Here is a 13,191-nt window from a genome sequence, read left to right on the forward strand (position 1 = left end):
TGGATAATGCGTAACAGAGGTCAACGATCGCCAAAGCGGCGGATCGTCAAAGGGTCGCCAGCGCTGAGCAGCACCTTGGCCAACAAGCGCTCGAGCGTTTTGAGCTCTTCGGGTTCCAGTGCGCCGCACAATTCGTTCATCGCTGCCGCACCGATTTCTGGCAGCCGGTCCGCCAAGCGCTGGCCATCGGCGGTCAAGGCCAGGCGCACCTGGCGTCGGTCATCGGCGCAGCGGTTGCGCAGGATCAGACCCTTCTGCTCGAGGCGGTCGAGCATGCGGGTCATCGAACCGCTGTCCAGGCCCAGGTAGCGGCACAGTTCGGCCGGGGTGTCCACCTGGTACTGGGTGACGATGATCAACACCTTGAACTGCGCGGCGGTGACGCCCTCTGATTCGAGGTGCCAGTCGAGAATGCGGTCCTTGAGGATCGCCGCGCGGCCCAGCAGCATGCCGATGGCACAGGTCTGGAAGTTTTCTGGAGAGAAATGCGCCATGGAGTCTGCCCGGTTAATTGTTTAAAAATATTACTGCCTAGGCAGTGAATGTCAAAGCTTTGATTAGGGTGCTATGCAAAATTTCATGAATTTGCATAGCACGGACCTTTGTGGGCCGCGCCTACATCAATGCTGGCACCACGCCGCAGGCGATCGCCATGCCTACCAGTTCCGCCAGGCTTCCTGCTTGCAGCCGTTTCATCACCCGCCCCCGGTACAGGTCAACGGTCTTCACGCTAACCCCGAGGCGCTCGGCGATCTCACGGTTGTTCAAGCCTTGGGCCAACGGCACGAACACATCGCGCTCACGCGGCGTCAGGCCATCGACCCGCGCCTGAACCTGGGCCAACGCCTGGTCGCTCTGACGCGCGCGCCCTGCCCGCTCCAATGCCGCCTGCACACTGTCGAGCAGCAACTGGTCGCTGTAGGGTTTCTCGATGAAATCGCAGGCACCCGCCTTGAACGCCCTTACCACGATCGGCACGTCGGCATGGCCGCTGACAAAGATCACCGGCAGGTCCAGGCCCCGTTCCTTCATCAACTGCTGCACCGCCAGCCCGCCCAGCCCAGGCATGCGCACATCCAGCAGCACGCAGGCCGGGCCGTCATCGATGCACGCGTCCAGAAACGCCTGCCCACCAGCAAACGACAGGGCCTCGAGCCCCACCGACTGCAGCAGCCAGACCGTGGAATCACGCATGCCCTGGTCGTCGTCGACCACATACACCTTCGCTTGCACCCTGACCTCCCGTTATTCCCTGCTCACTGCCAAGCGGCAGCACAACACCAACCCACCGTTCTCGCCCGCACGCGCCCATAAGCTGCCACCAAAGCCTTCGATGAGGCTGCGGCTCATGCTCAGGCCCAGCCCCAGGCCATCGGCCTTGCTGGTGGTGAATGGGGTAAAGATTTCATCCAGGCGCTCGGCCGCCACGCCCGGCCCTTGGTCGGTGACCTCGACCAACACGCCGTCGCCTTCGCGCACGGCGCCCAGCAGGATACGTGAGGGCCGTTCGCCCTGCTGCTCGCGATTGGCATCGATGGCATTGCGCAGCAGGTTCAGCAGCACCTGCTCCAGCAACACCCGGTCGGCATACACCGCCGGCAATTGCGCGCTCATACGCAGTTCGATGCTGACCTGGTCGCGCGCCGCCTCCCAGGCACACAGGCGCATGGCTTCATTGGCCACATCGAGCATGTCGAGCGCTTGCAGCCGGCGGGGCCCTTTACGCAGGAACACGCGTAGCCGGCGGATCACCTGCGCGGCGTGGGTAGCCTGCTCGGTGATGCGCTGCAGCCCCTGCCCGACCCGCTCACGCGCCTGCGGGTCGCGCTCCAGGCCTTGCAGGTAACGCTGGCTGGCGTTGGCATAGTTGACCACCGCCGCCAACGGCTGATTGATCTCGTGGGCGATACCGGACGCCAACTCGCCCAAGGTAGCCAGCCGCGCGCTGTGGGCCAGGCTCTCCTGGGCTTCGATGCGCAAGGTGATATCACGTGAAACACTGACGATTTCCACCACTGCCCCGGTGTAGGTCTCGCGGATGGCGCGGCTGGCAATCTCGAACCAGCGGTAGCCGCCCGCCGCCTGGCGCACCCGGCAGGTCATGGTGTGGTAGCCGTCCTGGTCCAGGGCAGCAGCAGCCTGAGCCAGCACCTGGCGGCGTTCACGCGGGTGCAGCAAGGTCCGCACGGCCATGCCCCGCAGTTGCTCGGGCCACCGGCCCAACAGGCGGAAGGCCGCCGGCGAGGCGTCGAGGAAGCGCCCGTCAGGGCTGTGCCGGGAGATCAGGTCCGTGGTGTTCTCGATGATCAAACGGTACAGGCGCCGGGCGCGGCTGGCTTCGCGTGCACCCTGGCGTTCGGTGCTGGCGTCACGGCAGCGGCCAAGTACCTGCTGGCCCTGGTCGTCAGGGATGAAGGACCACAGCACGATGCGCTCGCCAACCTGTACTTCCACGTCGGCAATTGCCCGGTGCTGCCGCAGGCAGGCCCGCACCAGCGCGGCGCAGTTGGCCGGTAGCCAGGCCGCCAGCGGCGGGCCTTCCTGCAGCAAGGCCTGCAAGGCCGGGTTGGTGGCCAGCGGCCTGGCATCGGCGGCCAGCAACAGGCTGGGCTGCGGGTCTTTGGCGAGCAAGGGAGACAGGGTCTTGTCCACGGCGTGCAACTCGTTGTTATAGTAGTTTTACTATATTGCTATAGTCGATATTCCATCTACCATAGCGACTCGCGTAAAACTGCGACAGGGGAAAGCGGCTAACCGTACGCTTTTCCACACCCTGAACAGAGCTAACAATCAGCCACCGGGGGTCACGCGCACAGGCTGCGCTTGCCTCCCCTACAGGATTACCGCATGTCGATCTATGCCCAGGGCCTGATGCCCGCTGCCGTCAACCATGTCGCCCTCACCCCATTGAGCTTCATCGAACGCACCGCTGCGGTGTATGGCAACTACCCGGCTGTCATCCATGGCGCCATCCGCCGTAACTGGCAGGAAACCTACCAACGCTGCCGGCGCCTGGCCAGCGCCCTGGTGGGGCGCGGCATCGGCCGTGGCGACACGGTCGCGGTGATGCTGCCAAACACCCCGGCCATGCTCGAAGCGCACTTCGGCGTGCCCATGACCGGTGCAGTGCTCAACACCCTCAACGTTCGCCTGGACGCCGAAGCCATCGCCTTCATGCTGCAGCACGGCGAGGCCAAGGTGCTGATCACCGATCGCGAGTTCCACACGGTCATCGAAGCCGCCCTGGCCTTGCTCGAACACCCGCCCCTGGTGGTCGACGTCGATGACCCGGAGTACGGCGAAGGCCGCGCGGTCAGCGCGCTTGACTACGAAGCCCTGCTGGCCGAGGGCGACCCGGAATTTGCCTGGGAATGGCCCGATGACGAATGGCAGGCCATTTCGCTCAACTACACCTCCGGCACCACCGGCAACCCCAAGGGCGTGGTCTACCACCATCGCGGTGCCTACCTCAACGCGCTGGGCAACCAGATGACTTGGGCCATGGGCCACCGCCCGGTGTACCTGTGGACCCTGCCCATGTTCCACTGCAACGGCTGGTGCTACCCCTGGACCATCACCGCCTTGGCCGGGACCCACGTGTTCCTGCGCCGGGTCGACCCGCAAAAGATCCTCACCCTGATCCGCGAACACCGGGTCACCCATCTGTGCGGCGCGCCCATCGTGCTCAACGCCCTGGTCAACATGCCTGAGGCCGCCAAAGCTGCCATCGAGCACCCGGTGCAGGCCATGGTCGCAGGCGCCGCACCACCCGCCAAGGTGATTGGCGCGGTGGAAGAAATGGGCATTCAGGTGACCCACACCTACGGCCTGACCGAGGTGTACGGCCCGGTGACGGTCTGCGCCTGGCATGAGGAATGGGACGCGCTGCCGCTGGAAGCGCGCGCGCGCATCAAGTCCCGCCAGGGCGTGCGCTACCCGACGCTCGACGGCCTCATGGTCGCCGACCCGCAAACCCTCGCCCCGGTGCCGCGCGACGGCAACACCCTGGGCGAGATCTTCATGCGCGGCAACACGGTGATGAAGGGTTACCTGAAAAACCCTGAGGCCACGGCCGAAGCCTTCCGCGGCGGCTGGTTCCACACTGGCGACCTGGCAGTCTGGCATGCCGATGGCTATGTCGAGATCAAGGACCGGCTCAAGGACATCATCATTTCCGGTGGCGAAAACATCTCCACCATCGAAGTCGAAGACGCCCTCTACAAACACCCAGCGGTGCTGGAAGCCGCCGTGGTGGCGCGCCCCGACGACAAATGGGGCGAAACGCCCTGCGCCTTCGTGGCACTCAAGCCTGGCCGGGAAGACACCCGCGAAGCCGACATCACCCACTGGTGCCGTGAGCACTTGGCCGGGTTCAAAGTGCCGAAGACCGTGATTTTTGGCGAGCTGCCCAAGACCTCCACCGGCAAGATACAGAAGTACGTCCTGCGCGACCGCGCCAAAGCCCTTTAAGGCTGTAACTGCCTCTTCGCGGGTAAACCCGCTCCCACAAGAACAGCGCCGTTCTTGGGAACTGCATTAAACCGGTGGGAGCGGGTTTACCCGCGAAGAGGCCCGGCCAGACAACCTATTACTCACTTCCTCGAGCCGACGATGCCCCACTACACCGCCCCACTGCGCGACATGCGCTTCATTCTCCACGATGTGTTGCAGGGCCCTGCCCTGTGGGCACGCCTCCCTGCCCTGGCCGAGCGCATCGACGCCGACACCGCCGACGCCATCCTCGAAGAAGCGGCCAAGGTCACCAGCCAGCTGATCGCCCCGCTCAGCCGCAACGGTGACGAGCAGGGTGTGCACTTCGAAGCCGGCCAGGTCACCACCCCGGATGGCTTTCGCGACGCCTGGCGCACCTACCGGGAAGGTGGCTGGGTTGGCCTGGGCGGCAACCCCGAGCATGGCGGCATGGGCATGCCGAAGATGCTGGGCGTGCTGTTCGAAGAAATGCTCTACGCCGCCGACTGCAGTTTCAGCCTGTATTCAGCCTTGAGTGCCGGCAGTTGCCTGGCAATCGACGCCCACGCGAGCGAAACACTCAAGGCCACCTACCTGCCGCCGCTCTATGAAGGCCGTTGGGCCGGCACCATGTGCCTGACCGAACCCCACGCCGGCACTGACCTGGGGTTGATCCGCACCCGCGCAGAACCCCAGGCCGATGGCAGCTACCGCATCAGTGGCAGCAAGATTTTCATCACCGGCGGCGAGCAGGACCTGACCGAGAACATCGTCCACCTGGTGTTGGCCAAGTTGCCGGACGCACCGGCGGGGGCTAAAGGCATCTCGCTATTCCTGGTGCCTAAGTACCACGTCAATGCCGATGGCAGCCTGGGCGAACGCAACGCCGTGCAGTGCGGGTCGATCGAGCACAAGATGGGCATCAAAGCCTCGGCCACCTGCGTGATGAACTTCGATGGCGCCATCGGCCACCTGGTCGGCGATGCGAACAAGGGCCTGGCGGCCATGTTCACCATGATGAACTACGAGCGGCTGTCCATTGGCATCCAGGGTATCGGCTGCGCCGAAGCGTCGTACCAGAGCGCCGCACGCTACGCCAACGAACGCCTGCAAAGCCGTGCCGCCGCGGGCCCGCAGGCGAAGGACAAGGTGGCCGACCCGATCATCCAGCATGGCGATGTGCGGCGCATGCTGCTGACCATGCGCACGCTTACCGAAGGTGGCCGGGCCTTTGCGGCCTACGTGGGGCAACAGCTGGACCTGGCCCGCTATGCCGAAGACGCCGGAGAACGCGAACATGCCCAGCGTCTGGTGGCACTGCTGACGCCCGTGGCCAAGGCGTTTTTCACCGACAATGGCCTGGAAAGCTGCGTGCTCGGCCAGCAGGTGTATGGCGGCCATGGCTACATCCGCGAATGGGGCCAGGAACAACGCGTGCGCGACGTGCGTATCGCACAGATCTATGAGGGCACCAACGGCATCCAGGCCCTCGACCTGCTCGGGCGCAAGGTGCTGGCAGACGGTGGCCAGGCGCTGGCCAGTTTCACCGCCGAAGTGCGCGCCTTCAGCGTTGCCGCGCCACTGTACCGCGAAGCCCTGCAAGCCAGTGTTGCGCGCCTGGAAGCCACCAGCGCCTGGCTGCGGGCACGCGCAAGCCAGGACGCCAACCTGGTCAGCAGCGTGGCCGTGGAGTATTTGCACCTGTTCGGCCTCACCGCCTACGCCTACATGTGGGCGCGCATGGCCGCCGTGGCGCAGGCCAAGCGCGAACAAGACCCGGCCTTCCATGAGGCGAAACTGGCGTGTGCAGCGTTCTTCTTCCAGCGCGTGTTACCACGCAGCCTGGGGCTGGAAGCCAGTATCCAGGCCGGCAGCGCGAGCCTGTACGGGTTGACCGCGGAACAGTTCTGATCAGCGTGGGGGCGTAAAGCGCCCCCAGGCACTGCCCGCGAAGGGTTCTCAAACGCTGAAATTCCATTGCAAATCCGACGAAAAACCGGCACAACTGATAGTCATTCGCCATTACCTCGGTTCTCGGGAACCCTCTAGCAAGGGTAGAATGCGCAAAACCCGGAGCCGCAATGAATCACGACCGCCTCAATCCCAGCCCAGACGATGCCATTACCGACGCCGCCGCGCAGTGGTGCATGCGCCTGCACGCCGATGATTGCACGGCGGCAGAGCGCGAGGCGTTCGCCCGCTGGCTAGCGGCTGACCCACGGCACGCTGAGGAATACCAGGCGATGCTGGAAATCTGGCAGACTGCCGACCTGCTGCCGCGCAACGCGACCGTGGTCGACTTCAACCCGCCGTCACGCCAGGCCGCACGCGTGCGCAACTGGCGCCCGCTGGCCTCGGCTGCGGCCATCGCCCTGGCGGTACTGCCATTGGCAGGCTGGATGGGCTGGGAACAAGGTTGGCTGCCCAACCATTACCAGCACTTCGAAGCCAGCGACCGGATGCAGACAGTAGAGCTGAGCGACGGCAGCACGGTGCAGCTCAACCTCAATACCGAGCTGACATACCTCAACTTCAAGGACCAGCGCCAGGTTACCCTCAAGCGCGGCGAGGCGTTCTTCAAGGTCCAGCACGACAGTGCGCACCCCTTCATCGTCCACGCTGGCCGCGGCCAGACCCGGGTAACCGGCACCCAGTTCAACGTCTGGAAGTACCAGGACCAGGTCAAGGTCACCTTGGTGGAAGGTTCGGTGCTGGTGTCCAGTGACGGCAGTGCCGGCGGCTACCGCCTAGGCCCTGGGATGCAGGCCAGCTATCACAAGGGCGATTTCGAGCCGCAACTGGCGCAAAGCGACGATTACGGCAATGCCTTGGCTTGGCGCAATGGCAAGCTGGTGCTCGATAACCTGAGCCTGGAACAGGCGTTGCCAGTGATCAACCGCTACCTCGACGCCCCGCTGCTGCTGGCCGATGCCAGCACCGGGCGGATCCGCATCAGCGGCATCTATAACACCCGCGAAGTCGGGCGCCTGGTCAACAACCTGCCCAAGGTGCTGCCGGTCTACCTGACCCGCAGCAAGGACGGCAGCACAGTCCTCAACAGGATCTCGCCGCCGCCCGACAAGGGCTGACGCCCTCCCCGCCTTACAGCGTCATCGCCGCCAACCAGCCAAACGCCAGCAGCGGCAGGTTGTAGTGGATGAAGGTCGGCACCACCGTGTCCCAGATGTGGTGGTGCTGGCCGTCCACGTTCAGGCCCGAGGTCGGGCCCAAGGTCGAGTCCGACGCGGGCGAACCTGCATCCCCCAATGCCCCGGCGGTACCCACGATGCACACCGTGGCCACGGGGTCGAAGCCCAGTTGCACGCACAGCGGTACGAAGATCGCGGCCAGAATCGGCACGGTGGAGAACGACGAGCCGATGCCCATGGTCACCAGCAATCCCACCAGCAGCATGAGCAAGGCGCCAACGCCCTTGCTGTGGTCGATCCACTGCGCCGATGTCTCGACCAGGCTCTTGACCTCGCCGGTGGCCTTCATCACGTCGGCAAAACCCGATGCTGCAATCATGATGAAGCCGATCATGGCCATCATCTTCATGCCTTCGGTGAACAGGTCGTCAGTGTCTTTCCAGCGCACGATGCCCGACAGCGAGAAGATCAGGAACCCGACCATGGCGCCAATGATCATCGAGTCCAGCAACAGCTGGACGATAAACGCCGCCGCGATCGCCAGGCCAGCGACCATCAGGGTCAACGGGTTGTATTGCACGCTGACCTGCTCGACCTGCTCGATACGCGCCAGGTCGTAGTCGCGCTTCTTGCGGTAGCTGAAGAACACCGCCAGCAACAGGCCGGCGAGCATGCCCGCCGCCGGAATGGCCATGGCATGGGTGACATTGACGCCGCTCACATCGACCCCGGCGCGGGCGACGTTGGCCAACAGGATTTCGTTGAGGAAGATGTTGCCAAAGCCCACCGGCAGAAACATGTACGGGGTGATCAGGCCAAAGGTGATCACGCAGGCGATCAGCCGACGGTCGATGCGCAGACGCGTCAACACATACAGCAGCGGCGGCACCAGCAGCGGGATGAAGGCGATGTGAATGGGCAGGATGTTCTGCGACGACACCGCCACCACCAGCATCAGGCCGATCATCATCCACTTCACTTTGCCGCCATTGGCATGGCCCTGGCGGTCGATCATGGCCAAGGCCCGATCGGCCAGGGCGTGCGCCAGCCCTGACTTGGCGATGGCCACGGCAAAGGCGCCCAGCAGCGCATACGACAATGCCACGGTGGCGCCGCCACCCAGTCCGCCATTGAAGGCCTTCAGCGTGCCCTCGATGCCCAAGCCGCCGACCAGGCCGCCGACCAAGGCACCAATGATCAGGGCGATGACCACGTGTACCCGCGACAGGCTGAGTATCAGCATGATGCCGACCGCGGCGATCACTGCATTCATGGTTGGCTTACCTCATAAGGACAGAAAAAAAGCGCGCACTCTGAAGCAGTGGGCGGCAGATGTCAAAAGCGCCATGGTGCGGCGCATTACTCAGCCCCGCCTTAATTTAAATTGAACGTTTGAATAAAGAAAAAAGCGCGATGGCCGACACAGTCGACAGCCAGAACTATTACAAGGGATTCGCCCCATGCCTTTGCGACAACTTTCCATCCAGTGGAAGATCACCCTGCTCGCCGGTCTGTGCCTGGCCGGCATCGTCACCCTGCTCGTCGGCCTTTCGCTGTACCGCATGGACCACAGCTCGGACCTGGTCAAGGCGAGCAGCATGCAGATGCTCACCGATGCGGCCCAGGGGCGCATCGAGTCGCAAGGTGAAGTGCAGGCCTTGAACATTCGCCGTCAATTCATGGACGCCTATCAGTACGGCGCCGGCTTCGCCCGCCAGGTGCTGTTCCTGCGCGAGCAGGCTGAAAAGCGCTTTCTCGACGCTTACGACCTGCGCGAGGACATGACCCGCCAAGTGCGCGCCGCGTTGCAGGCCAACCCCGACCTGCTCGGCATGTCGCTGGTGTTCGAGCCCAACGCCCTGGACCACAAGGACAACCTGTTCACCGCCAAGCCAGCGCTGGGCAGCAACGAAACCGGGCGTTTCGCGCTGTACTGGTCGCAACCACGTGCCGGTCAGCTGACCGCCATGGCCCTGCCCGAGCATGACATGGCCAACACCGAGATCGGCCCCAGCGGCCAGCCCGCGAACACGTGGTGGGTGTGCCCGCGCAGCAGCGGCAAGGTCTGCGTGGTGGAGCCCTACTTCTATGACATCGATGGCCAGCGGGTGCTGATGACCAGCATCGTCTTCCCCCTGGCCGTCAACGGCAAGGTGATCGCCACCCTGTCGATCGACATCAACCTCAACAGCCTGCAGGCCTTGACCCAGAACGCCAGCCGCAGCCTGTACGAAGGCCGCACCACCGTGGGCATTCTCAGCCCGGCGGGCCTGTTGGCCGGTTACAGCGCCGATGCCGGCAAGCTGGCTCAGCGCTTCGACCAGGTCGACACGGCAAAGGGCGCCGAACTGGTGCGCAAGCTGGCCGAGGGCAAGCTGAGCATCCTGCACGACCAGCAACGCCTCAAGGTGCTGGCGGCCTTCGAGCCGATCCCCGGCGCCCAGCCCTGGGGCGTGCTTCTGGACGTGCCGGAAAACGCCCTGACCGGGCCCGCCGAAACGTTGAAACAGGAACTCGATACACTGAACACCAGTGGCACCTTGCTGGAGCTGGGCCTGGGCCTGGCCGCTGCAATCGCCGGCCTGCTGCTGGTGTGGCTGATGGCACGTGGTGTGACCCGGCCGATTCTGGGCGTGGCGGCGATGCTCAAGGACATCGCCAGTGGCGAAGGTGACCTGACCCGCCGCCTGGCCTACCAGAAGCAGGACGAACTGGGCGAGTTGGCCGGTTGGTTCAACCGCTTCCTCGACAAGTTGCAGCCCACCATTGCCGAGGTCAAACGTTCGGTGCAGGCCGCCCGTGGCACGGCTGACCAGTCCTCGGCGATCGCCAGCGAGACCAGCGCTGGCATGGAGCAGCAGTACCGCCAGGTTGACCAGGTGGCGACCGCCTCGCACGAAATGAGCGCCACCGCCCAGGACGTTGCCCGCAGCGCTGCCCAGGCTGCGCAGGCAGCCCGCGAGGCCGACCAGGCCACCCGCGAGGGCCTGGCCGTGATCGACCGCACCACCCACAGCATCGATGCCTTGGCCGCCGACATGAACAACGCCATGGCCGAAGTCGAGGGCCTGGCGCAGAACAGCGAGAAGATCGGCTCGGTGCTGGAAGTGATCCGCTCGATTGCAGAGCAGACCAACCTGTTGGCACTCAACGCCGCCATCGAAGCCGCCCGCGCCGGTGAGGCCGGCCGTGGCTTTGCCGTGGTCGCCGATGAAGTGCGCAACCTCGCCCGGCGCACCCAGGAGTCGGTGGAAGAAACCCGCCAGGTGATCGAGGCCTTGCAGGCCGGTACCCGCGAAGTGGTCGGTGCCATGGACAACAGCCATCGCCAGGCCCAGGGTGGCGTGGAGCAGGTCGGCCAGGCCGTTACTGCACTGCAGCGCATCGGCCAGGCAGTGACGGTGATCACCGACATGAACCTGCAGATTGCTTCGGCCGCCGAAGAACAAAGCGCGGTGGCCGAAGAGATCAACAGCAATGTCGCAACCATTCGCGACGTCACCGAATCGCTGTCAGGGCAAGCCAACGAGTCGGCGCGGGTCAGCCAGTCGCTCAACAGCCTGGCCAATCAACAACAGGCGCTGATGGATCAGTTCCGCGTCTGAAGCGTTAGAGGCCGGCGCTTGCCGGCCTCACCTCAAGGTTCGAAGCGGCCGTTGCCGAGTATGCGATCAAGCATCACCAGCGCACCGTGCACGTTGGGCCTGGCCCCCATCGGCAGGACATCGGTACCCGGCACGGTGGCGTCTTCGTATCCGGACGCCATGACCAGCAGGTGCATCTGGTCGGCATTCAGGTAGACGTGATGGTGCTCCATGGCATACGACTGGATCAGGCTAAGTGCGCCCGTCACCATGGGAGTTGCACTGGAGGTGCCGGCGTAGTTCTCGGAGTAGTCCCTGTTTTCACCGGGCAGGTCCTGCAAGTCGCCTCTGGACAACGTCACGACGCTATCGCCCCAGGCGTTGAGCATGCGATGGCGGTAGCGGTAGTTGGAGTACGCGTGGGGCTTGCCGCTGTACGATTGACAAGCACCAATCAAGATGACCCCAGCATCGCCGTAATCGTTGAAGTAGGGCCAATTGGCAAGATCGACGCCCTGGCTAGCCTGGGTCCCTTTTTGCGCCAAGGTCTTACTGCTGCCATTGGCAGCCGCATTGATCACCACGGCGCCTCGCTGGGTCAGTTGCTGCATCACTGTCCACCAGGCCTTGTCGTGCACGGACGGCAACATCGTACTCAGCACGGACGGGTTCGCGGTCTGACGGTTGATAGCGACGATATCCCCTGGCTCAACATTGCGCAGCAGGTCTTTGAGCACCTGATAGCTACCGTGAGTGTCCATCAAGCGGTTGTGGTAGAGGTACAATTCGCTGTCATGGCTGACACCCGTAGCCCCGAGGCCATTGCGCGCCGCCAGAATGACCCCCACAGACGCAGTTCCGTGCTTGGGGTCATCGTTTGGCTTTAGCGAGACTATCTTCAGGTCAGGATTGTCCCGCAGGTCTTCATGGTCAGGAAACAACCCACCGTCACTGAAATGGATCCGCGAGCCTCGCCCAGTTACCCCCCCGGCCCAGGCCTTGCGCACGTTCAATCCTTTCCATCTTGGCCCTGGTGCGTCGAGGTAATGCTGGCGATGCTCGAAGTCGGGCGTGGGCTGGGCATTTTCGTGGGCTCGATTGCCCGCCACCACGGCGGTGCCGGTCAACAGCGTGGCTACCACCGCCGCCGCGCCAAGCAAGATCAGGTTTGGCTCAGCGCTGGCTTGCAGAAAGTGCATGGACTGCACGTACTCCAGCGCGGCCAGGGTCTTGAGCAGTGCGAGGTAAGTGTCGTTGAGCATGCTCGGCGGCTGCTCCAGGTAGCAGAACGTGCGTAATGCCTGAAGCCGATCGTCATGCTGCTCCTGCTCATCCAGAACAGGCCGGGGGGTAAGCACGGTAATCAGATTCGGCCAATAACGAACCAGTACCGAGCCTGAATCGGGTTGCAGATCATCAAGCAGCCGTTGGTAGCCACCCGCTTCGAACGCGATAACCAGCGTGGGGTACGCGGCACCTGGCGCTACTGCCGCAAGGCTTTGCGCGGGCTGCTCACGAGGTTCGTATTCGCGGCTGCTCTGGTCCACCTCACGCTTGCCTCGCCCGCCCGCGGCCGGCAGCGGTATTTTTTCGAGCACGCTTCGGTTCAACTCCTCGGCCTTGATTTCGAGCACCAAAGGCGGCAAGTCAATGATCCCGGCAGCCCCGGTAGGCCGGTTCGCAGCCCGGGCATATTCATCTAGCAGGACGACCCTTGGCCGGATGCTGTAGACACCTACCGCTTCTTCGGCGATCAACGTGGCTGGGCATCCGTGGTCATTCAAGCGACCACTGTGCGCCTGTGACTGTACCGAAACGCCTCTGAACGAAACCGCACCCTCAGGCCCGGCCCGCTCCAGCTCGTAGCGAATGCTTCTGATTTTGTGCAGGTCTGCACCCATGCACCGAACGTGAAATTTTCCGTCGAAACAGAAGTTGCGGTAATAGACAAAACTCAAATCAAGGGTCATCAGGAATGCCTCGCGCCG

Annotated in this window: 9 protein-coding genes and 1 pseudogene; 5 read left to right on the top strand and 5 right to left on the bottom strand. The window is 63.8% G+C overall.

Translation table 11 applies throughout. The features are described from left to right. Positions 1-20 precede the first annotated feature (20 nt). From HU750_RS13075 to HU750_RS13085, 3 genes are all read right to left on the bottom strand, one after another. Complete coding sequence (locus HU750_RS13075) at positions 21-494, bottom strand: MarR family winged helix-turn-helix transcriptional regulator (RefSeq protein ID WP_027593555.1); 474 nt, start codon at positions 492-494, stop codon at positions 21-23. Positions 495-615: 121 nt separating this feature from the next. After that, complete coding sequence (locus HU750_RS13080) at positions 616-1,233, bottom strand: response regulator (protein ID WP_186680213.1); 618 nt, start codon at positions 1,231-1,233, stop codon at positions 616-618. Positions 1,234-1,245: 12 nt separating this feature from the next. Continuing rightward, positions 1,246-2,652, bottom strand: a complete 1,407-nt coding sequence (locus HU750_RS13085) for an ATP-binding protein (protein ID WP_186680215.1) — start codon at positions 2,650-2,652, stop codon at positions 1,246-1,248. Positions 2,653-2,847: 195 nt separating this feature from the next. On the opposite strand from HU750_RS13085, the gene HU750_RS13090 reads away from it, so the two are divergent. From HU750_RS13090 to HU750_RS13100, 3 genes are all read left to right on the top strand, one after another. Continuing rightward, positions 2,848-4,470, top strand: a complete 1,623-nt coding sequence (locus HU750_RS13090; protein WP_027593558.1) for an acyl-CoA synthetase — start codon at positions 2,848-2,850, stop codon at positions 4,468-4,470. Between the two features lie 141 nt (positions 4,471-4,611). After that, the gene (locus tag HU750_RS13095; RefSeq protein ID WP_186680217.1) at positions 4,612-6,381 is read left to right on the top strand and encodes an acyl-CoA dehydrogenase C-terminal domain-containing protein; all 1,770 of its coding nucleotides are present in this window, start codon (positions 4,612-4,614) and stop codon (positions 6,379-6,381) included. Between the two features lie 170 nt (positions 6,382-6,551). Further along, positions 6,552-7,559: a FecR family protein gene (locus HU750_RS13100; protein ID WP_085274265.1), complete on the top strand. Its 1,008-nt coding sequence runs from the start codon at positions 6,552-6,554 to the stop codon at positions 7,557-7,559. 13 nt (positions 7,560-7,572) lie between these two features. Here the strand turns inward: HU750_RS13100 and HU750_RS13105 are convergent, their stop codons facing one another. Continuing rightward, complete coding sequence (locus HU750_RS13105; RefSeq protein WP_027593561.1) at positions 7,573-8,892, bottom strand: Na+/H+ antiporter family protein; 1,320 nt, start codon at positions 8,890-8,892, stop codon at positions 7,573-7,575. A gap of 508 nt (positions 8,893-9,400) precedes the next feature. On the opposite strand from HU750_RS13105, the pseudogene HU750_RS27565 reads away from it, so the two are divergent. Both HU750_RS27565 and HU750_RS27570 read left to right on the top strand, forming a co-directional pair. Then, positions 9,401-10,366, top strand: a pseudogene (locus HU750_RS27565) (methyl-accepting chemotaxis protein); the annotation flags it as partial. Between the two features lie 102 nt (positions 10,367-10,468). Further along, positions 10,469-11,224 (top strand): methyl-accepting chemotaxis protein, encoded by a 756-nt coding sequence (locus tag HU750_RS27570; RefSeq protein WP_371097434.1) that lies wholly within the window; start codon positions 10,469-10,471, stop codon positions 11,222-11,224. Between the two features lie 32 nt (positions 11,225-11,256). On the opposite strand, the gene HU750_RS13115 is transcribed toward HU750_RS27570, so the two are convergent. Continuing rightward, complete coding sequence (locus HU750_RS13115; protein ID WP_186680222.1) at positions 11,257-13,173, bottom strand: S8 family serine peptidase; 1,917 nt, start codon at positions 13,171-13,173, stop codon at positions 11,257-11,259. Positions 13,174-13,191 lie beyond the last annotated feature (18 nt).

This window comes from Pseudomonas sp. SWRI50 (assembly GCF_014269095.1).
Classification (GTDB): domain Bacteria; phylum Pseudomonadota; class Gammaproteobacteria; order Pseudomonadales; family Pseudomonadaceae; genus Aquipseudomonas; species Aquipseudomonas kermanshahensis.

Bases quoted from the DNA above. Each gene is read 5' to 3' on its own strand.
- HU750_RS13075 (WP_027593555.1), bottom strand. From the start codon at position 494: ATGGCGCATTTCTCTCCAGAAAACTTCCAGACCTGTGCCATCGGCATG.
- HU750_RS13090 (WP_027593558.1), top strand. From the start codon at position 2,848: ATGTCGATCTATGCCCAGGGCCTGATGCCCGCTGCCGTCAACCATGTC.
- HU750_RS13095 (WP_186680217.1), top strand. From the start codon at position 4,612: ATGCCCCACTACACCGCCCCACTGCGCGACATGCGCTTCATTCTCCAC.
- HU750_RS13100 (WP_085274265.1), top strand. From the start codon at position 6,552: ATGAATCACGACCGCCTCAATCCCAGCCCAGACGATGCCATTACCGAC.
- HU750_RS13105 (WP_027593561.1), bottom strand. From the start codon at position 8,892: ATGAATGCAGTGATCGCCGCGGTCGGCATCATGCTGATACTCAGCCTG.
- HU750_RS27570 (WP_371097434.1), top strand. From the start codon at position 10,469: ATGGAGCAGCAGTACCGCCAGGTTGACCAGGTGGCGACCGCCTCGCAC.
- HU750_RS13115 (WP_186680222.1), bottom strand. From the start codon at position 13,173: ATGACCCTTGATTTGAGTTTTGTCTATTACCGCAACTTCTGTTTCGAC.